This window comes from Saprospiraceae bacterium, from assembly GCA_016710235.1.
GTDB lineage: Bacteria > Bacteroidota > Bacteroidia > Chitinophagales > Saprospiraceae > Vicinibacter.
Genome location: JADJLG010000001.1, coordinates 1,709,310 through 1,729,205, shown reverse-complemented (window position 1 = coordinate 1,729,205; position 19,896 = coordinate 1,709,310). Strand labels below are relative to the sequence as shown.

Sequence of the window (19,896 nt, the reverse complement as noted above, 5' to 3'; positions counted from 1 at the left end):
GCATTTTTACATGGGTAGATTTTGTTTAAGCATAATGGATTCAACTTTTATTAATTGGATAATCTCCATTAGAGGCTTTTTGTGAAAAAGTTCATATATTAGCAGCCTAATACGTATTCAATTTGTCCACTATAGTGAGGAAGTCCACAGCCCTCTATCTTTCAATTTTCAGTTTATGAAATATATATTTTTTATTATATTTGTTAGTCATTTACAAGCCCAAAGCCACTCTTATTTTAGTATTATACCAGATCTTGGAGCAATTGACGATAAATGTTATCTCAATGCTGTAACTTATGACTCAAACTATATTTATACACTCGGATCATTACTTACTTCTCAAGATTCAAATGGAAGGAATAAAGTATGGGATAATCAAATTGCTAGGTTTAATTATAGTGGCACTTTAATAGAAACAAAATTATTAAACGATAGCAGTTTAGGCTTAAACAGACTGTATGCCAATAATCCTCTTGTAAAAATAAATGATTCCATATATTTTACAACAATTCTTATTGATAACTTAAACAAAAGATGGAGTGAATTAGAGGCAGTAATTATTGATTTTAGAAATGAAATTATTCTTAAACATAAAAGGATTCCTCAACCCTACATTGGAGATTTTGATTTTTTCCATTACTGCAAAGCTCATTTTAATAAAGGTAAAATCAATTTAGTTTTTGAAATCTATATTAATAATTCAGTAAATGATGGTCGATATTATATGTATGAAATAGATACCAGTTTAAATAATTTTAAAATAGATAGTATAGGAAAATTCAATCAAAAATTGACTTTTAGATGGGTTTCAAAAAATCAAAAAAATGAATATGAACTTGTTGGATCTGCAAGAAAAATTGTTAATAGTCAAATCACTTCAGAAATGAATTTATTTTATATGAAGATGGATTCTACATTTAAAATTATCAAGAGAAAAGATTATTTAGGAAATTTCAACTATGGATTCGTCACAGCTGATAATTTTACTATTCTTAGGAATGAAGATAATACATGGGTAATGTCAGCCTATGACTGGGTCATCACCAAAGAGCCTGATCCCAACTATGGTAAGCCCACAACGCTCAAGTTTAGCCCGGAGTTCGATAGCCTCATCTGGAAGCGATCTATGTATGAAAAACCAGTAGATGTTAAGTTAATGAATTCATGGATATATTATGCAGATAAGATGAAAGATGGATCAGGATATATCACCGCTGGAGATCAATATGATCAGAGAGTTGGTGGTAGAGAAAATTATGCAGTACTCTACAAAGTCTCAGAAAATGGAGATAGTCTGTGGACGAGAAAGTATATCCCACTTGGATGGAGCCAAGAACGCACCGCAGGAACGGGAATGTCCCAAGTAAAAGTATCCGACTATAATACGATCATCATGGGAGGCATAGCAGGAGATCGGGATCAGAACTATGCAGTAAGAGCATGGCTCTTGCACTTAGATAGTGATGGATGCCTGGTCCCGGGATGTAATACCACCATCAATACAAAAGATATCATCGACAAAAAAGAAAAAGCATTCGTGGCCTATCCCAATCCCTCAAGTTCAGGAAAAATATATCTATTATCTCGTATATCATCCAACGAAAAATATAATCTATCTTTGCTAAACCTTCAAGGTATAGAAATCTATAAAAATGAATTCTTACCAATGGAAGGAGCTCAGTATTTTATAGAAATACCAGAAAAAATAAATCCGGGGGAATATATTTTACAAATTAAAAATAAGTGCAACGTGCAGATAGAAAAATTAATTATTAAGTAAATGAATAACATAGAGGTTCAAAAAGTGTACCCTAACTATTTTTAATATCCAGCAGTTTATGAAGTCATATTTTTTATATTTGTTAAACCATTGATATTTTTGCAACCCAAAAGCCCAGGATCACTCGTTTTTTAGTATTATACCAGATCTGTTGAGCAATTGACGATAAGATGTTTTCTTTATGCTGTAACCTGGGACTTAACCCTGAGAATTTTATATACATACGTTGATATGCTTCCTTTCAACATTCAAATGCGACGAATTGCTGGGATATTTATTTATCCACAAGTCCTTGACTCGATCTGGCTTGCAAACTTGGAACGGTGAAACTATCTTTCCAGATTCCTTCCCAGAATGGTATTCCATATGTAGATGCTCAATTATCCCATGAGGGTAGGTGCTTTATTGATCTTGGGAAATATCCTCCCAAAAGAAGCTTTATTAATGGCTTATTTTTGGAATCTAGAATTAATATAATGCACAAAATAAATTGCCCGCCTTTAGGTGACTATGAAAATGTAACATAAACGCAAATTGACTCACAATATATACTTTAGAAAACGCCAAGACTCAACAGAAGTACAAAGCCTGCACTTTAGAAACATTATTTTATACATTACTTGTAAAAAAATGCATTTTTCATTATTGATAACTTAAAAAGAGAGTGAATTAGAATTTGATTTTAGAAACGAAATTATCCTAAACAATAGGTCCAACCCTAGATATTCACCCATATAAAGGAGGTATTATATGTACGAAATAGATACCAGTTTAAATAATTTTAAAATAGATAGCATAGGAAGATTCAATCAAAAATTGACTTTTTATTGGGTTTCAAAAAATCAAAAAAATGAATATGAATTTGTTGGTGAAGTAAGTAAAATAAAAAATGGAGAAATAACATCAGAAATGAATCTATTTTATATGAAAATGGATTCTACATTTAAAATTATCAAGAGAAAAGATTATATAGGAAATTTTAATTATGGATTCGTCACAGCAGATAACTATACTATACTTAGAAATGAAGATAATACATGGGTAATGTCAGCCTATGACTGGGTCATCACCAAAGAACCAGATCCCAACTATGGTAAGCCCACAACTCTCAAATTTAGCCCGGAGTTCGATAGCCTCATCTGGAAGCGATCTATGTATGAAAAACCAGTAGATGTGAAGTTAATGAATTCATGGATCTACTATGCAGATAAGATGAAAGATGGATCAGGATATATCACCGCAGGAGATCAATATGATCAGAGAGTTGGTGGTAGAGAAAATTATGCTGTCCTATATAAAGTCTCAGAAAATGGAGATAGTCTGTGGACCAGAAAATATATCCCACTCGGATGGAGCCAAGAACGCACCGCAGGGACAAGAATGTCTCAAGTAAAAGTATCCGACTATAATACGATCATCATGGGAGGCATAGCAGGAGATCGGGATCAGAACTATGCAGTGAAAGCATGGCTGCTGCATCTCGACAGTGATGGGTGTTTAGTACCGGGATGTAATACCACCATCAATACAAAAGATATCATCGACAAAAAAGATAAAGCATTCGTGGTCTATCCCAATCCGTCAAGTTCAGGAAAAATTTATCTATTATCTCGTATATCATCCAACGAAAAATATAATCTATCTCTGCTAAACCTCCAAGGTAAAGAAATCTATAAAACTGAATTCTTACCAATGGAAGGCGGGCAGTATTTTATAGAAATACCAGAAAAAATAAAGCCGGGGGAATATATTTTACAAATTAAAAATAAGTCCAACGTGCAGATAGAAAAATTAATTATGGCGAAATAAGTATTGAGCCTAGGTTACAACATAAAAATACTATAGACTAATTTTTGCTATAGGCTAGCAGCAAATACATTGTGCAGTATAGAGAAAAGCCAATCAAAGAGCTAAGCTTAGATTTCTTACTTAATGAATCCAGAAAAGCAAAATGAGCTTTCCGCTATGTAGTGTTCAGCGACATTATTGAAGCCAAGAATTGAAGGGTTTTTATAAGTAGTTTTGAAGTGTTTTTTGGGTGATGAGGGGCGGGGGATCTCTCTCTGGTTATTTCAGCATAATCCAGAGTAATGCTTACCTTCTTTTTCGGAGCAAAGCTTACCACCTATGGACGTTCAAGTTTGGTTAAGCATCCAATAAGCTGATTCCAGGAATAGTTTCAATTAAGAAACTCACTTTTCATAAAATTGCCTCGTTTTAAATCTGTGGAAGCGTTTATTTATTCGGCAAACTATGTGAGGATCTATAAAAATGTTGCCCTTTATTGGTCCTATCAAACGTGTCCACAAATTATTACAAGATTTTAATATATTTGGAAACAATAAAATAGTATTTTCACATTTTAACGGTAGTGGCTATTTTGCCAAATCTCCGTAAACAGTAAAAAATATCCATAATAAGATTCAAATGAATATTAATAATTTTGAATTCAAGGCTAAAATTGATGAGATAGAAAAATACGAAAATAAATTGCTCATGCTTCATCCATAATTTCAAGGACTTGACCATCAAATTGACACATATTTTAACGTTCAAAAAGGAAGATTAAAACTAAGAGAAGGAAATATTGAAAACTCTTTGATAAATTATGACAGAAAAAATGTTTCAGGCTCATAAAAGTCTCAAATAATTTTATATCAGCACGAACCAAATATTGCATTGAAAAATATTTTGATCAGACAACTTGGAGTTAAAATAGTGGTGGACAAAAGGCGGAAAATATATTTCATTGACAATGTTAAATTTCATTTTGACGTTGTTGAAAATCTAGGGACATTCATTGAAGTTGAGGCAATTGACAGCAAAGAAGAGTTTAGATTAGAAGAATTGGAACGAACTGTGACAAATATTTTGACTTTTTTAAATTAACGCTAAACAATATCTATGATAAATCGTATAGCGATTTGACACTGGAACTAAATTATAATTAGAGCCACTAACATATAAAGATTAATCGAAGTTTAGCCTCGATTTAAACCTGAGTTGAATATAGTGCACATATGATAGCTTTGTGTTTGATGCTTTATAGAATTTATAATTGTATATTATCTCAATCACAAACCAATAATTCAAACTTCTGGATTTTGCAAAAACATTTGTAACATCCCTGGTGCAGGATTCACGCTGAGGTTCAATATCCGAATCATCCTGCCTGATTTGCAACAAGGATATAAGTCCTGCTCATATTTTGCTTAGCTTAAGACTTTAGGGCTGCTTTTTTCATCAACCTATTCAATGTTGCAAAAAATAATACCGTCATGCCTTCAAAAATTTATTTTATCGAATTATACAGTTTATATTTTGTATTTGAAAACAAAATAAGTGGTATTTTCACCCCCTGAGATTAGTAAGAATTTTAATTCATAATAACTTAAAATGAAAATTTGTAAAAATTGTTCAAACAACTTTGACACAAAATTTTGTCCTTACTGTGGGACTTGCTCAACCTCAAAAAGAATAGACAAACATTACTTATTACACGAAATTCAACATGGAGTTTTTCATTTGGAAAATGGATTCTTTTATACTACAAAAGAACTTCTAACAAATCCTGGAAATTCTATTAGACGATTTATTGAAGGTGACCGAACGAAGCATTTTAAACCTATTGGTTATTTGGTTGCCACATCTATTCTTTACGTTTTTATAAAGCATTTGTTTCACTTTGATGAATTATTAGAATTACAAAATAAAGATAAAGTAGTAAGTGAAACCTATTTAAGTCTTTTGAATTGGGCAACTGAACACCAAAATTACTCCAACTTATTTGAAATTATTTTTTTAGCAACATTTACAACAATTCTTTATCGAAAAAAAGAGTATAATTTTTTTGAATATTTTGTACTATTCACCTATTTAACGGGGTTTTTTATGTTAATTGGAATTTTAGGTTTGTCTTTTACTTATTTTACAAATAACAGATTGTTTTTTAAATTTTCTGAATATTTTGGTTTCATTTATTTCAGTTGGGGATTAGGGAAATTTCTTTCTGAAAATAAATGGACGGCCTATATAAAAACATTTTTTGTTTATTTAATTAGTGTCATTTCATTTTTTGGACTCCTTTTATTAAGCGGAATAATTTTGGATTATATTAAAATAAACATGTGAGAAATAAAATATAGGAACACATACCTATTGATAGCATAAAGTCAGAATTTCCAAAACAAATTTAAACAAAAGTCCTCAAAATAAAGAGTTCTTAAAAATGATTAACAAAATAGGCATCTCAATATGAGATATTCCAAAAGACCTCATTGAATATGCCTCAGTACTTATTAGCCTCAAGAATCGTTCATCCAAGGATTAAGGGATACGAATCAATGCCAGCTATTTGATTTGGCAACACCATCCAAAAATCAGAATAAATTATAATAGAGAAAATACTACTACACTAATTTTATAAAAAATTTATTGAAATCTCAGCATCCCCATTTTCAACCTGTCGCCCTATCTCCTCCGACTCTTATCACAAGCTACTTCCCCAATAGCATCGATTTATCAGTTTGACCTTCTACACTCCATCTGACAAAATAATGCCCCAAAGGGTATGAAGCCATGATGTCAGCTATGTTTATTTCATAATGATCTGAGACTTTAGAAATGCTTTTCCTGAATATTTCAGATCCAAGGCCGTCGTACACCATCACAGTCCCCGACAAACCATTTGGTTTATAAAATTGAAGAGTGGAGGCATTTAATCTGATGATTCCGGATTCGCAGTGTTCCGATTCTACTGAAACTGATCCTCGAGTCGTTACATCAGATTGCCCAACCATTCTGTGAGCATCCTTGCAGCTCTTGATATACTTTCCATACCACACACAATCGCCTTTTTTGACAGTCACAGTAAGATTGTTATAGTAGGCTCCCATCAGTGTCACATGATTTCCTGTGGCACCTGTCGACCATCTGATGTCGTAATCGGATGCATTTACTACATTTCCGTTTTGTTCAAAAACAGCGATGATATAGGTACAGGGATCAAGGCATATCGACCGACATAATGCAAGCGGAAAATTTAACCCGTTCTCCACGTCATAATCGTCTTCACAGGAAGAAAGTATAAAATCAAAATTATCACATGGTCCCGCACATTGCGGGTCCGCAACCAATATGGACTCCCTAAGACAAATCTCGGCAAACTCTATTGTCTTAGGTACCCCTGAAGGCCAACTGTACAATTTTGATATCAGTTTGACACGGCTATTGGCCGGTACGATGACGGGATTTTGATTATTTATAGTGATCAGATTAGCTCCAGGTCCCGGGATCACCAACCAAACAAGATCATGCTTCCTATACTTTGGCACAATCAAATTATTCCGAAAATCCACCGCTCTGAGCTCGACTGTACCGGCGGGCAAGCATTTCTGCCTAACGATCACTTCACAACTGTCTGCACTGCAGTTGAGTACATCAACCGGAATGAAATACTTCTTTTCACAATTCTGATCCTTCAATGTCAAAGTATAAGTAGTAGAACTTGAAGGAAATGCAAGAGGATCTGGGCAGTTACTGCAACTCAGGGAAATAGCTGGTTCCCACAAATGTGAAAGATTGGGGTCGGTGGAACCCGTGAGCCTTGTCGTGTCCCCTTTGCAAATACGGATAGAATCTGATTTTGGAATAAATACGACGGGTTTGAAATTGATGGTTTTTGTAATACTGTCAAGACATCCGATAGCGGACTCTACAATCAATTTTATTTCTGCAGAACCGCTTCCCGGAAACACAAAAAGTGGATTGCTCACACTGGATTGTAATGTGCCAAAACTACTCGTCACCTTCCATTTTTTCGATTGAATCGTAGAATATTTATCTTTGGAGAGGTCAAAACATTTGACTTCTATACTGTCTTTACAATTATTGACTTCAACATTAAAATCTGCTTCCGGTTTTGATTGGCAAGCCCTGACATTGAACTGGAATTCCCTTCGCATCAGGCTCAACAATTGTCCATGTCGGTATTCTTTTACACAATAAGACACCAAATATTGGGCTATGTCAGGAGTCGTGTGCCCAATCATGCGACCATTATTGCTTTCAATATGAAGAAATGGATTGCCACCAATCATATTATCAGTGGAATAAGCAGCAGACCAAATCACTTCTCCAAATGGAGTGACAGGACGCGTCGGCCTGGGCATAATCTCTGTAGCTCCGGCAAAAGGCAAACACATCTCATAGACGATAGAATCGCCCTCAAGATCCGTTGCATGCAAATCCAAATCGACAGGATTGTCAGCACAAATATAGATCGGAGGATAATCATTCAGCTGTGGACTATTGTTGCATAATTTCAATGACTCCTCGCTTATAAAAACCGTAAAAGTCGATCCTGTTTGGCCCGGATCCAAAATATTGGCAATGGTAGAATTCCGACAACACCTCTGGTAAGCAACCAAATAACCTCCTGATCTTTCAGGTAAAAATATTGTATCAATATAGATCGTTTTGTGGACACAAACATCTCCTCCAACAAAGCCACATCGGGCCTGCAAAATTTCGTTGAGCGTATCTGTTGTCCTTAGTTTCATATCAAGAATACCTGACCTTCCAACGCTGTTAATAATTGAAGTAGCTGAAGCATCAAAAAATCCAACATAAGCCGGATCATCGAATGCAGCACCACTGCTAAAGCAATCTCTACGCAATGTGAGTCTGATCTCATACTGATGGTTTCCCAAACACCGGTACTCCAAATCACCACCGATGATATGCTCCGACCTCAGCTCAGGTGCGATCAGAATCCCAAAACATACAAATAAGGTTAAAAGCAATCTATTATTCATACCATTCATTTTCGTAGTCAAAAATAGAAAAATTCACTACTTCGAAGCAACATATTTTATAAAGTCTGGCTGTCCAGTTGAGTGACCTAATATTATTTTTCATCAAAACAGACTGTTGCAGATACAATGACTCAAAATTGATATTCAATAAAGCACTTGCAAATCGAGCAGGTGATAGCCTGAAATTAATACATTGCGGATTTATTAAAACCTCATTATTCCTCATCTTCATTAAACTAATATATTCAGGGAATTAGCTGTCCATTATTTCAAAACAAATTCTGAGCTTCCTTACCGAGTAAGCGAAATCCATTTGTTGAAGCCACATAAATTTTCATTAACTCATTTTTTTACTTCACTTCTAAAAATCTTTAAAACTATACCGACTCGTCCAGATTAGATGGACCAAATATTCTCTAAAGAAATGATACACCAAAGTCACGTTTGTATCAATTTAGAGAGTAAGCAGTCCAAACATATCAAGTAATAATTAAAAATGCAAAACTTACCCTAGTTCAAGCTTTCCCTTCTTTACAAGAGGCTACACCATCAAATTTCGTTGCCTGAAAGCCAAATTTAGTAACTGAATTTTTATACGAATCAAAACATCATTGCATAAAATAAATTTGGCTTTCATGGCGTTCCTCCATGATAAAAATTTGGTAGAAAAATGAAATTAATTATTCTCAATGCTCAATCCGAACAAGGCATAATCGAGAAGACCCGGATCTTCTGGTATTATTTCGGAACAATATGAGCTCAACTCAAGAACTGCTTTCCAGTCCAAATTTTTCCTCTGGAGTAATCCATATTTTCTTGCAGTTTTTTCCACGTGAATATCTAATGGTATCTTCAACTGTGACGCTTCGATTTTATTCCACATACCAAAATCAACTCCACGATTATCTTTGCGCACCATCCACCTCAAAAACATATTCATTCGCTTACATCTTGAACCGGATTTAGGTTGCGCTACGTGCTTTCGTGTCCGATGATTCACTTGGTCCGGATCATCATAAAAAAATCTTTCATGAAACAGGTTTAGACTATTTTCTACAGATTCACAGGAATTGAATCCTTCCGGAATAAACGCATCTTCCAGTGAGGAGTGCTTTTTGTACCAGCTTGACAAAAATTGCAAAAAATATAGACTGTCCGCATACTGAAATGTTCTGTGAATAAATTTACTAAATTTTAATCCGTCTTTCTCTTGATAATTTTTCACAAAATCAAGAGGAGCATTATCCATCAATCTGCTCAGCTCATTACAGTTTTTGATGATGGATTTACGATTTCCCCAAGACAATATTGCTGTCCAAAAACCAGAGATTTCAATATCTTGCTTTTTTGAAAAAGAGTGAGGAATGGATATCGGATCATTTTCAATAAATGAACTTTGATTGAAGCGCCAAGCTTGCTCCAACAAAAATGATGTAACTTCAGAAGGAATTTTCATTCAACGATTCGTCGAATAAATGTTTACTCAGAAAGGAATTATAATTTTTGTTTTACCTCTGTAATCTCGTAAGCTTCTATGATATCTCCTAATTTGATATCATTAAAGTTTTTAACGGAAATACCACATTCCATATTTTCTTTCACTTCTTTAACATCTTCTTTGAAGCGCTTGAGTGAAGCCAATTCCCCATTGCCTCCTTCACGAGAAGGATAAATCACAATACCATCACGGATTACGCGAACAAAATTATTTCTTGTGACTTTTCCATCGATCACAAATCCCCCCGCTACTGTTCCTACCTTAGAGATTTTGAATACTTCACGCACTTCCACCTGACCGGTGACTTTCTCTTCTTTGGTAGGTTCCAACATCCCTTCCATGGCGAGTTTGATTTCCTCAATTGCTTCGTAGATTATGGAATACGTTTTCACTTCGACACCTTCCTTTTCTGCCAGATTTCTAGCAGCCACAGAAGGCCTCACCTGGAATCCAATTACAATCGCATCGGAAGCTGAGGCGAGCAAGATATCAGATTCTATAATTTGCCCTACAGCTTTATGAATAACGGATACTTGTATTTTTTCGACAGACAACTTGATCAAACTATCTGACAAGGCTTCTACGGATCCATCCACGTCACCCTTGACAATGAGCTTCAACTCTTTGAAGTTTCCTAATGCAAGCCTTCTTCCAATCTCATCCAAAGATATGCGCTTGGAAGCTCGGTTGGCCTGTTCTCTTGATATTTGAGATCTGCGTGATGCTACTGCTCTTGCTTCGGATTCGTCCTCCATCACTTTGAACTTTTCTCCTGCAGTAGGGGCACCTGTGAGACCTAGAACCATTACGGGAGAAGAGGTTTTTGCTTCTTTGAGCTTTTGTCCTCTTTCATTGAACATCGCCTTGATCTTGCCAGCAAATTCGCCGGCCAAAATTGTATCACCTATATACAGTGTTCCATTTTGCACCAATAGCTTTGCTACATAACCTCGCCCTTTGTCCAGAGATGCTTCCAGTACAGTACCAATCGCCAATTTTTCCGGATTAGCTTTTAAATCAAGTACCTCTGCTTCCAAAATAATCTTTTCAAGCAGTGCTTCTATGCCAATACCGTTCTTGGCAGAAATTTCCTGAGATGAGTATTTACCTCCCCATGAATCTACGAGGAAATTCATCTGAGAAAGTTCGTTCTTAATTCTCTCCGGATCTGCACCGGGCTTATCTATTTTATTGATGGCAAAGACTATAGGAACATTGGCTGCCTGAGCATGCGATATGGCCTCTTTGGTCTGAGGCATGATGTGATCATCTGCTGCCACTATGATGACAGCGACGTCAGTTACCTTTGCTCCACGAGCACGCATAGCTGTAAAAGCCTCGTGACCGGGAGTATCAAGGAATGTGATTTTCTTGTTGTCAGGTCCTACTGAAACTTCGTAGGCTCCAATGTGCTGAGTAATCCCTCCTGCTTCTCCGCTTGCTACGTTTGTCTTTCTGATATAGTCAAGCAGGGATGTTTTTCCATGATCGACGTGACCCATCACGGTCACGATCGGCGACCTAGGGACGAGGTCGGCAGGATCATCTACTTCTACTTCCTCTTCTACTACTGTTTCTTCTGAACTGATAAACTCTATCTTATGGCCAAACTCCTCTGCTAATATCTCAATCACTTCAGCGTCAAGTCTTTGGTTGATGGATACAATAATACCCATATTCATACAAGTCGTGATGACATCAATGACCGGTACATCCATCAGATTGGATAATTCCTGTACGGTCACGAATTCAGTCAACTGGATTTTCGAACGATCCGAAGCTGCTTCAGCCAACTCGGCTTTCTCACGCATTTCTTCTCGCTTATCCCTACGTATTTTTTGTCTTTTATTTTTTCCTCCGACATTGAGGCGAGCCATTGTGGCTTTGATCTTTTCCTCAATCTGCTTTTGAGAAATTTCTTTTGGAGCTTCTTCCTTTTTGTAGCCTCCACCTCCTGCACCAGTTTTTGCCCGGTTGCCTTGGTTCTGACCGGACCCAACTTCTTGTGTACCTATTTTCTTGCGCTTACGCTTCCTTTTTTTCTTTTCAGCATCCGCTGCACTATTGGTATTGGGCTTGGCAGTGTCAGGAGTATTAGGTTTCCTTTCGTCCTTTTTTCTAGTTTCTTTCTCTTTTAGCTTGTTCGTATCAATCTTTCCCAGAATTTTCAAGCCTTTGAGCTCAGGTGCTTTTATTCTGGTGATCTCCTCGGAAGCCGATGGTATAGGAAGCTCTTGAGGAGCTACCGGAGGGGTAATTACTTCAACCGGTGGTTCAATTACCGGCTCTTCCTGCGGAAGAGATTTTTCTTCAGCTTTCTCCAGCTCGATCTTGCCCACAACTTTCAGTTTTGGCTTGAGAGTTTCATCTATTTTAACAGGAATCAACTCTTCCTGTTTTGGCTCTGTCTTTGGCTTTGCCACTGGTTTTTCGGGAACCGGATCACCGAAAAGATTAAAATCAAGCTTAGGGGCCGGTTTTTCTTTAACTGGTGTAGCAGGCTTCTGGAGCTGCGCAGCTTGCTCTTTCTCTTTTATAGAGCCCTGGAATTCTTTGAGCAACTCAGCATACATTTCATCGCTCACCTTTGCAGTGGGTCGAGGATCGATCTCGAACCCCTTCTTTTGCAAATGGTCCACAATGGTCTGCAAGCCAAGGTTAAACTCTGTCGCAACTTTGATTAATAATCGGGTCATTAGTCTGCTTTACCTTATTTTTTTTATTCCTTAGAAATCTCAGGAAGTTTAATCTTCGAGCTCTTCTTTCAGAATTGATATGACATCTTGTATTGTTTCTTCTTCAAGGTCAGTTCGGCGTATCAACTCGTCTACACTCAGATTGAGAACACTTCTCGCTGTATCACAACCTATACTCTTGAAGGCATCGATGATCCATTCTTCGATTTCGTCTTTGAATTCATCTAGGTCAACGTCGTCCAGTTCTCCTTCTTCCTGATCTCTGTAAACATCTATTTCGTAACCGGTCAGTCTGGACGCCAATTTGATATTTGCACCTCCTTTGCCGATGGCCAATGACAATTGGTCTGCTTTAAGATAAACGTTGGCTCGCTTGTTGGCTTCATCGATCTCGATGTTATTTACTTTTGCGGGAGTCAATGCCCTTTGGATATAGAGATTGAGATTATTGGTAAAATTGACTATGTCAATATTCTCATTTCGAAGTTCGCGGACGATTCCGTGTATTCTTGACCCTTTCATTCCGACGCAAGCGCCAACAGGGTCAATCCTGTCATCAAAGGACTCCACTGCAACTTTTGCCCTTTCTCCCGGCAATCGCACGATTTTCTTGATCACAATCAGCCCGTCTTCGATTTCGGGAACTTCTTGTTCCATCAATCTTTGTAAGAAAGCGCCATCTGTCCGGCTGAGTGTGATGACCGGTAAGTTGTTTTTCAACTCGACCCTTTTAATCACTGATCTTACAATATCACCTTTGCGAAAATGATCCGCCTTGATCATTTCTGTGCGTGGCAATATAAGCTCATTGTTGGTGGCGTCATCTATAATTAGAATTTCTCTTTTGAGCACCTGATTTACTTCTCCGATGACTATCTCGCCTTCGCGCTCAGCATATCGTTTGTAGACATCATCTTTTTCAAGTTCCATTACTCTGGACACAAGAGTCTGTCTGGCTGCCATGATCGCCCTGCGGCCGAAATCATCAAAGTGCAGCTCTTCAAAACACTCCTGACCAACTTCATAATCCTCATCAAATGCAAGTGCTTCTGAGATGGCAATTTCCTTCAGATCATCCGTCACCTCACCATCGGGTACAATATTCCTGATACGCCATATTTCAAGGTCACCTTTTTGTGCATTGACAATCACATTGAAGTTGTCATCAGAACCATACTTCTTGCGTATCAAGGAACGGAATACGTCCTCCAGGACACGCACCATGGTTGGTCTGTCTATATTTTTACCTGCTTTAAACTCTGAAAAAGTATCGAGCAATTTCATATTTTGATCTGAATTTTAGCTTCTTTAATTTGATTATATTCCAAAATTAACACTTTCTCTTCTTTTATTTTTTTCTTCCCCTCTTTTTTGATTTCTTCCCATTTTACAGTAATTTTTTCCTCATCTGCATCACTGAGCATTCCTTTATACATACTGCCGTCTGTGGTCTCTACTGATATCCAGCGACCAATATTCTTCACATATTGCCTGGCAAATCTCAGGGGTCTTGTAATCCCCGGTGATGACAACTCCAGGATGTAGTCGTCTCCAAACCAGTTCTTTTCGTCAAAGATACCTTCGAGGTAGCGGCTCAACTGTTGACACTTTTGAAACGTCATGCCGGAATCACTGTCTACAAAAACAGCAATTTTCTTAGCTGATCGTTCAATATCCACCAAAAAACAATCCATAAAGCTTTCTTCCTGGAATTTCGCCAACAACAGATTTGCGATGTTTTCTGTATCCATAAGCGGTAGTTTTGGGAAACAAAAAAGGGAACACTCTGTTCCCTTTTTACAAAGTCCACGCAAAGATATAGCTTTTTAAGCAATTATTATGCCTGTCAAACAGCTTTTAAACCGCGCTCTCAAAAAAGAATTCCTCACAGCTGAAGAAGGATTGACGCTTTTTCAAAAAGCTCCTACTACCGATCTGATGATGGTAGCTGACTACCTGAGATTTCAGGCAGTGCCTGAAAAAAAAGTCACCTGGATCATCGACCGCAATTCAAATACAACTAATGTTTGTATTGCCAATTGTAAATTTTGCAATTTCTACAGACCTCCCGGTCATCAGGAGGCTTATATCACGCAACCGGAAGAATATCGAAACAAAATCGATGAAATGTATCGATTTGGAGGAAGGCAACTTTTGTTGCAGGGAGGGCATCATCCCGATCTTGGTCTGGATTATTACAGCAGTTTGTTCATGGACCTCAAGTCCAGGTATCCCGACCTCAAACTTCACGCATTAGGTCCGCCGGAAATAGCACATATAGCCAAATTAGAAAAATTATCGCATACTGAGGTCCTGCAATCCCTGATGGAAGCAGGTCTGGACTCCCTACCCGGAGCGGGCGCGGAGATACTCGATGATCGTGTGCGAAGATTGGTCTCAAAAGGCAAATGCGGAGCAAAAGAATGGCTCGATGTTATGCTTGCAGCTCACCAATTGCGGCTGACAACCTCAGCTACCATGATGTTTGGACACGTGGAAACACTACTGGAAAGGTTCCAACACCTCGAAAAAATCCGTGAAGTCCAGTCACAAAAACCTGTCGATGCCAAAGGCTTTGTCGCTTTTATACCCTGGCCATTTCAAGATGAGGGTACAATGTTGGTCAAACTCAAAAGGGCGCGCAATTCTGTCACAGCGGATGAATATATCCGGACAATAGCTTGCTCTAGGATCATGCTCCCCAATATCACTCATATTCAGGCCTCCTGGTTGACAGTAGGCAAACGAACCGCACAGATCTGTCTTCATGCCGGAGCTGATGATTTTGGTAGTATTATGATAGAAGAAAATGTAGTATCAGCAGCTGGCGCACAGTATCGTTTTACAGCACAGGGCATCCAGGATGCAATAAGAGAAGCGGGATTCGAACCACAACTCAGGAACCAACAATATGAGTATGATTCACTTCCCGTCAATCTGCAACAGCAGGAGTTGGATACTTTAACTATGATCGTGGATTAATATAAGAACATGAACAACAGTTTATTCGAAGATATCAACGAAAGTGCTTCCTATATAAGAGAAAAATTGCCAAGCATTCCGGACCACGCGATGGTCTTGGGAACCGGTATGGGTGGATTAACTGAACACATAGAAATTGTCAAAGAAATTTCTTACAGATTCATTCCACATGTGGTGCCCACCACTGTAGAAAGCCATATCGGTAAATTGATCCTGGCGCGTTGGCAAAACAAAGAGATCCTGATTCTCTCAGGGAGATTGCATTATTACGAAGGCTATTCACCGGTACAAGTTACTTATCCGATACGCATACTTCAGGCGTTGGGGGTAAAAAGGCTTTGGTTGACAAATGCCTCAGGTACAGTAAATTCCAATTTGCACGCCGGAGATATTGTCTTTATTCAGGATCATATCAACTTCCATCCGGAAAATCCATTGCGCGGTATTTATGACCAGAGATTAGGAGTCAGATTTCCGGATATGTCTCAGATATATACGCGCTTTGAGTTGGACCTGGCACGCCAAGCATGTAAAGAAATTGGATATGAATTTCATCAAGCTGTCTATTTTGGATTGCAAGGCCCAAGTCTGGAGACGCCTGCCGAATACAGGATGATAAAATTATTAGGAGCAGACATCGTTGGCATGTCCACAGTACCGGAAGCGATAGTAGCCCACCACAGCAATATGACAATCCTCGCTGCTTCCATTGTGTCCAATGACACGCCTGAGAACGGTGCTGACAAAATCACCACCATCGATTCTGTCCTGCAAACTATCCGAGAGTCATCCCACAAATTGTTTGCAGTACTAGACAGAATCATGCAATTTGAAACTAATTAATCTATTCTAAGCGTTAATTGTCTAATGAGCATGAATTCAGATTTTTTCAAAAGATTGTTGGGTATCTGCCACTCTGCAAACCAAGTGTTTGCAGAAAAACTCTTTCCGGCTCCTGATAATCCTGATGAATTCATATTTAAGACTTTCACTCATATTCTGATGGCAGAAAATATCTGGTATCGAAGAATATTAAGGAAGACAATTGACAGACCATTTGATCGAGCTTACTTTAACTTCGAGGAATGCAATGAACTGATATCCGAAAATTCAGAATTTCTTCAGGAAGTATTGACTACAAAAAAACTGAATGAAGAAATTTCTTATCAGAGATTGAGCGACGGAAAAAGTTTTACTAATTCTATCTCAGACATTTTTTTGCATATTAGCCATCATGCTGCCCATCACAGAGGCCAGTTAGCAAGAAAATTGAGAGAACGGGGGATAGCTCCGCCTCATTCTGATTTTATTGTATTTTGCAGAAAAGAAAATTAATAAAAATGAAACTGAAAAAAAATTTATACCACCTCATTTTAACTATAACAATTCTGGCAGTCTTTTTTTCCGTCTGGTCATGTAGTTCGATTAAAAAAACCTGGGATAATGCAAATTTATTTCCGGTCTCACAAGACATAGAATTGGGGAAACAGGTATATGATGAAATTCTAGCCAATCCATCAGAATACCCAATAGTCCCTGAAAAAGGTAATGAACAGATTTATTCCTATGTGAGAGGGATAGTCAGCAAATTACTCGCTACAGGCAATGTGAGCTATGCCAGAGATTTCGCTTGGAAAATAAGCATCATTAACGATCCGAAAGTGCAAAACGCTTTTGCAACTCCGGGAGGATATATTTTTCTCTATACTGGTTTGATGAAGTTTCTGGATTCAGAGGATCAATTGGCTGGTGTTCTGGGACATGAAATGGCGCACGCGGCAAAAAGACATTCTACCCGTCAGCTGACCAAAATATTAGGAGTACAAGTTTTAGCTGATGCCGTTTTAGGCAAAAAAGAAACCGTTAAGCAAGTAGCAACCGCAATTGTTGGCTTGAGCTTTAGCAGAGACAACGAAACAGAGGCGGACTCTTTTTCTGTAAAATATTTATGCCCGACTCCTTACAATGCAAGTGGTGCAGCAGGGTTTTTCAAAAAAATTGCTGGACAGGCCACCCCTCCGGAATGGATGAGTACACACCCAAATCCTTCAAACAGAATTAAGAATATTGAGTCTAAAGCAAAGGCATTGAATTGCAAAGGCACACAAACATATTCAAGCCAATACCAAACAATCAAAACACTCATAGACAATATACCACCGGCACCAAAAGTGCAGTCCACCAAAGTGAATCCAACAGGATCCAATAATAAACCTTCCGGCTCCGGCAATACGAAGACTGATGATCCCATGAATAAAAATAAACCTGGGACTTCCGGTACGAGTGGCACTCCCGGAAAAGTGATTAAAAAGAACTAATATATTTACATTTGTAAAAGTTAAATGCAGCTCGAATAGATAAAAAATAATTGAATCCTTTCTTGCTAATATTTAATCAATAAAGTAGTTTGAGATTTAAATTTTGAATTTTCTTTCATGAAATAAACGCCTGCAGGAAATGAAGTAAATGAGATAACTTCAACATGAGGAGCAATTCGCATGATTAATTGTCCGCTTAGATTATAAATTTCGGTTTCGAAAGTTTCTTTCCTGAGGTAATCATCAGAAATCAACCGGGTTTTGACGATATTTTTCTTCAATTCACCCTGCTCTTGAGTGCTAGTTAAATCGAGTTTGGCGTGATAAAGATTTCCGTTTACAGATGCTCCCGGTACTGATTCTTCACTGATAAAAATATCAGAATTAGTTGAAAAACTGACACCTTCCTTTTGAGAAAGAAATGGAAATTTATACTGCGTTACATTACCTTGCAAAAAACTACTTCCAACAAATGATCGAAACAACCACATTTTGTCGTAAGACAATAATATTAATGATTTTTTATCAGGGCTTAATGCAGCTCCAACCACCCAATTCTGAAGATAATTGGCACCACCGGTATTAAAACTATCCCTTGGCAATAATGTATAATCTCCAGCTAGAGCCGGAATGGTATAGTGATAAGTAATACCGGTATAAGGAGTTGTCCTGTTTTTACTAAATAGATGCAAGCTATCATTAAAATAAATCATTGCTTCCATGTCAAAATTCTTGGAAGCATCCGGAGGAGGGAATGCGCTTTGGCGTTCGTACTTCAGTCTGATGATTTCAGCATGTATGCTACTATCCTTGTGATCAAAAAAATGAGGTAAAATATAAATTTTCAAATCCTGTCTATTATTGCTGTTGTTTCCAAAGTCACCGATATACATGGTTCCCTCATCGTCCGCAGTCATTTCTTCCCAGTCAATGTTAGTGGCATTGGAAATAGGATATGTAGCTATCCATGCTCCGGTACTGTCAAACGAATGAAACTCATTTTTTCTATCACTGTCATTGAGTGAATAAAATACCCTCTCATCCCGATCAAACCACAAAGCTGATGACTCCCTTAGAGCATCAGGTAGTTTACATACAACATCGAGGTTTAAAGTCTGAGCATTGATTTCTGCCCATGTACACAAGAGCAAAATGAAATTTGATGCAGATACTAACTTCATGATTAAACCTTTTGTTAAATTAGCTGTCAAATTTATAAAATTAATCCATAAAATGAAAAATCAATTATCGCTTGGCTGGATGCTTCTGTTTAGCCTTGTACTACAGGTTTACAGCTCGGAAGCATTTGCACACACAACGAATCCCCCACAAGGACGCTGGGAAATTCTAGGAAAAACAATGGTCAACTACAGTCTGGATCGTGACGAAATATCTGTCACTGCAGCTGAAGGAGAATTCTCAGCCATTCAACTTAAAGTAAAAAAAGCCGGAATTAATATGCACAAAGTCACCGTTCATTTTGGTGATGGCAGTACTCAAGACGTGGATATCAGAAATGATTTTTCAGCAGGTTCAGAAAGCAGAGTTATTGATTTAGAAGGCAAAAAAAGAATCATCAAAAAAGTCGTATTCTGGTACGACACCAAAGCTTTAAGAAAAAACAGAGCACTCATTGAACTCTGGGGCAGACATTAATGATACAATGCTTAACCCAATTTTTGGATTTGAAATTTTATTACAGTTCAAATGATCTGCAAAATTGAATTCAATCATAAAGGGTTTCCAAATTTTGGGGGCCTTTTTTTTTGCTTTATTGTTACTAGTAAAAAATTCGAATCGGCTTCAA

General features: G+C 37.6%; 15 protein-coding genes. 9 read left to right on the top strand and 6 right to left on the bottom strand.

Annotated features, from left to right (window positions below; all coding sequences use genetic code 11):
- Positions 1-175: 175 nt before the first annotated feature.
- The 4 genes from IPI99_07130 to IPI99_07115 all read left to right on the top strand — a co-directional run bounded on the left by IPI99_07130 (position 176) and on the right by IPI99_07115 (position 5,911).
- Positions 176-1,780 carry a T9SS type A sorting domain-containing protein gene (locus IPI99_07130; GenBank protein ID MBK7340281.1) on the top strand — a complete coding sequence of 535 codons (1,605 nt, stop codon included), beginning with the start codon at positions 176-178 and terminating at the stop codon, positions 1,778-1,780.
- Between the two features lie 750 nt (positions 1,781-2,530).
- Positions 2,531-3,589: a T9SS type A sorting domain-containing protein gene (locus IPI99_07125; GenBank protein MBK7340280.1), complete on the top strand. Its 1,059-nt coding sequence runs from the start codon at positions 2,531-2,533 to the stop codon at positions 3,587-3,589.
- 870 nt (positions 3,590-4,459) lie between these two features.
- Positions 4,460-4,669, top strand: coding sequence for a CYTH domain-containing protein (locus IPI99_07120; GenBank protein MBK7340279.1), 210 nt, complete (start codon positions 4,460-4,462; stop codon positions 4,667-4,669).
- A 507-nt stretch (positions 4,670-5,176) separates the two neighbouring features.
- Entirely contained in the window at positions 5,177-5,911 is a 735-nt protein-coding gene (locus IPI99_07115) for a DUF3667 domain-containing protein (GenBank protein MBK7340278.1), read from the top strand.
- A 365-nt stretch (positions 5,912-6,276) separates the two neighbouring features.
- Here the strand turns inward: IPI99_07115 and IPI99_07110 are convergent, their stop codons facing one another.
- The 5 genes from IPI99_07110 to IPI99_07090 form a co-directional block, all read right to left on the bottom strand.
- Entirely contained in the window at positions 6,277-8,595 is a 2,319-nt protein-coding gene (locus tag IPI99_07110; GenBank protein MBK7340277.1) for a hypothetical protein, read from the bottom strand.
- A 676-nt stretch (positions 8,596-9,271) separates the two neighbouring features.
- Positions 9,272-10,051 carry a TIGR02757 family protein gene (locus IPI99_07105; GenBank protein ID MBK7340276.1) on the bottom strand — a complete coding sequence of 260 codons (780 nt, stop codon included), beginning with the start codon at positions 10,049-10,051 and terminating at the stop codon, positions 9,272-9,274.
- A 38-nt stretch (positions 10,052-10,089) separates the two neighbouring features.
- Complete coding sequence (infB, locus tag IPI99_07100) at positions 10,090-12,789, bottom strand: translation initiation factor IF-2 (GenBank protein MBK7340275.1); 2,700 nt, start codon at positions 12,787-12,789, stop codon at positions 10,090-10,092.
- Between the two features lie 48 nt (positions 12,790-12,837).
- Complete coding sequence (nusA, locus tag IPI99_07095) at positions 12,838-14,073, bottom strand: transcription termination/antitermination protein NusA (GenBank protein MBK7340274.1); 1,236 nt, start codon at positions 14,071-14,073, stop codon at positions 12,838-12,840.
- Positions 14,070-14,540: a ribosome maturation factor gene (locus tag IPI99_07090; protein ID MBK7340273.1), complete on the bottom strand. Its 471-nt coding sequence runs from the start codon at positions 14,538-14,540 to the stop codon at positions 14,070-14,072. The genes nusA and IPI99_07090 overlap by 4 nt, the downstream gene beginning before the upstream one ends.
- A gap of 88 nt (positions 14,541-14,628) precedes the next feature.
- Here IPI99_07090 and mqnC point away from each other — a divergent pair, with 88 nt between their 5' ends.
- From mqnC to IPI99_07070, 4 genes are read left to right on the top strand one after another with little or no spacing between them, the layout of a single operon-like run.
- Positions 14,629-15,771: a dehypoxanthine futalosine cyclase gene (gene mqnC, locus IPI99_07085; GenBank protein ID MBK7340272.1), complete on the top strand. Its 1,143-nt coding sequence runs from the start codon at positions 14,629-14,631 to the stop codon at positions 15,769-15,771.
- Between the two features lie 9 nt (positions 15,772-15,780).
- Positions 15,781-16,614: a purine-nucleoside phosphorylase gene (locus IPI99_07080; GenBank protein MBK7340271.1), complete on the top strand. Its 834-nt coding sequence runs from the start codon at positions 15,781-15,783 to the stop codon at positions 16,612-16,614.
- A 30-nt stretch (positions 16,615-16,644) separates the two neighbouring features.
- The gene (locus tag IPI99_07075; GenBank protein ID MBK7340270.1) at positions 16,645-17,106 is read left to right on the top strand and encodes a DinB family protein; all 462 of its coding nucleotides are present in this window, start codon (positions 16,645-16,647) and stop codon (positions 17,104-17,106) included.
- Between the two features lie 5 nt (positions 17,107-17,111).
- Positions 17,112-18,089: a M48 family metalloprotease gene (locus tag IPI99_07070; protein ID MBK7340269.1), complete on the top strand. Its 978-nt coding sequence runs from the start codon at positions 17,112-17,114 to the stop codon at positions 18,087-18,089.
- 65 nt (positions 18,090-18,154) lie between these two features.
- Here the strand turns inward: IPI99_07070 and IPI99_07065 are convergent, their stop codons facing one another.
- Complete coding sequence (locus IPI99_07065) at positions 18,155-19,270, bottom strand: T9SS type A sorting domain-containing protein (protein ID MBK7340268.1); 1,116 nt, start codon at positions 19,268-19,270, stop codon at positions 18,155-18,157.
- A 52-nt stretch (positions 19,271-19,322) separates the two neighbouring features.
- On the opposite strand from IPI99_07065, the gene IPI99_07060 reads away from it, so the two are divergent.
- Entirely contained in the window at positions 19,323-19,745 is a 423-nt protein-coding gene (locus IPI99_07060; protein ID MBK7340267.1) for a DUF2541 family protein, read from the top strand.
- Positions 19,746-19,896: the final 151 nt, after the last annotated feature.

Excerpts from the sequence above, each read along its gene's own strand:
- IPI99_07130 (MBK7340281.1), top strand. The coding sequence starts at position 176 with ATGAAATATATATTTTTTATTATATTTGTTAGTCATTTACAAGCCCAA.
- nusA (MBK7340274.1), bottom strand. The coding sequence starts at position 14,073 with ATGAAATTGCTCGATACTTTTTCAGAGTTTAAAGCAGGTAAAAATATA.
- IPI99_07125 (MBK7340280.1), top strand. The coding sequence starts at position 2,531 with ATGTACGAAATAGATACCAGTTTAAATAATTTTAAAATAGATAGCATA.
- IPI99_07080 (MBK7340271.1), top strand. The coding sequence starts at position 15,781 with ATGAACAACAGTTTATTCGAAGATATCAACGAAAGTGCTTCCTATATA.
- IPI99_07110 (MBK7340277.1), bottom strand. The coding sequence starts at position 8,595 with ATGAATAATAGATTGCTTTTAACCTTATTTGTATGTTTTGGGATTCTG.
- IPI99_07105 (MBK7340276.1), bottom strand. The coding sequence starts at position 10,051 with ATGAAAATTCCTTCTGAAGTTACATCATTTTTGTTGGAGCAAGCTTGG.
- mqnC (MBK7340272.1), top strand. The coding sequence starts at position 14,629 with ATGCCTGTCAAACAGCTTTTAAACCGCGCTCTCAAAAAAGAATTCCTC.
- IPI99_07115 (MBK7340278.1), top strand. The coding sequence starts at position 5,177 with ATGAAAATTTGTAAAAATTGTTCAAACAACTTTGACACAAAATTTTGT.
- IPI99_07060 (MBK7340267.1), top strand. The coding sequence starts at position 19,323 with ATGAAAAATCAATTATCGCTTGGCTGGATGCTTCTGTTTAGCCTTGTA.
- IPI99_07065 (MBK7340268.1), bottom strand. The coding sequence starts at position 19,270 with ATGAAGTTAGTATCTGCATCAAATTTCATTTTGCTCTTGTGTACATGG.
- IPI99_07075 (MBK7340270.1), top strand. The coding sequence starts at position 16,645 with ATGAATTCAGATTTTTTCAAAAGATTGTTGGGTATCTGCCACTCTGCA.
- IPI99_07070 (MBK7340269.1), top strand. The coding sequence starts at position 17,112 with ATGAAACTGAAAAAAAATTTATACCACCTCATTTTAACTATAACAATT.
- infB (MBK7340275.1), bottom strand. The coding sequence starts at position 12,789 with ATGACCCGATTATTAATCAAAGTTGCGACAGAGTTTAACCTTGGCTTG.
- IPI99_07090 (MBK7340273.1), bottom strand. The coding sequence starts at position 14,540 with ATGGATACAGAAAACATCGCAAATCTGTTGTTGGCGAAATTCCAGGAA.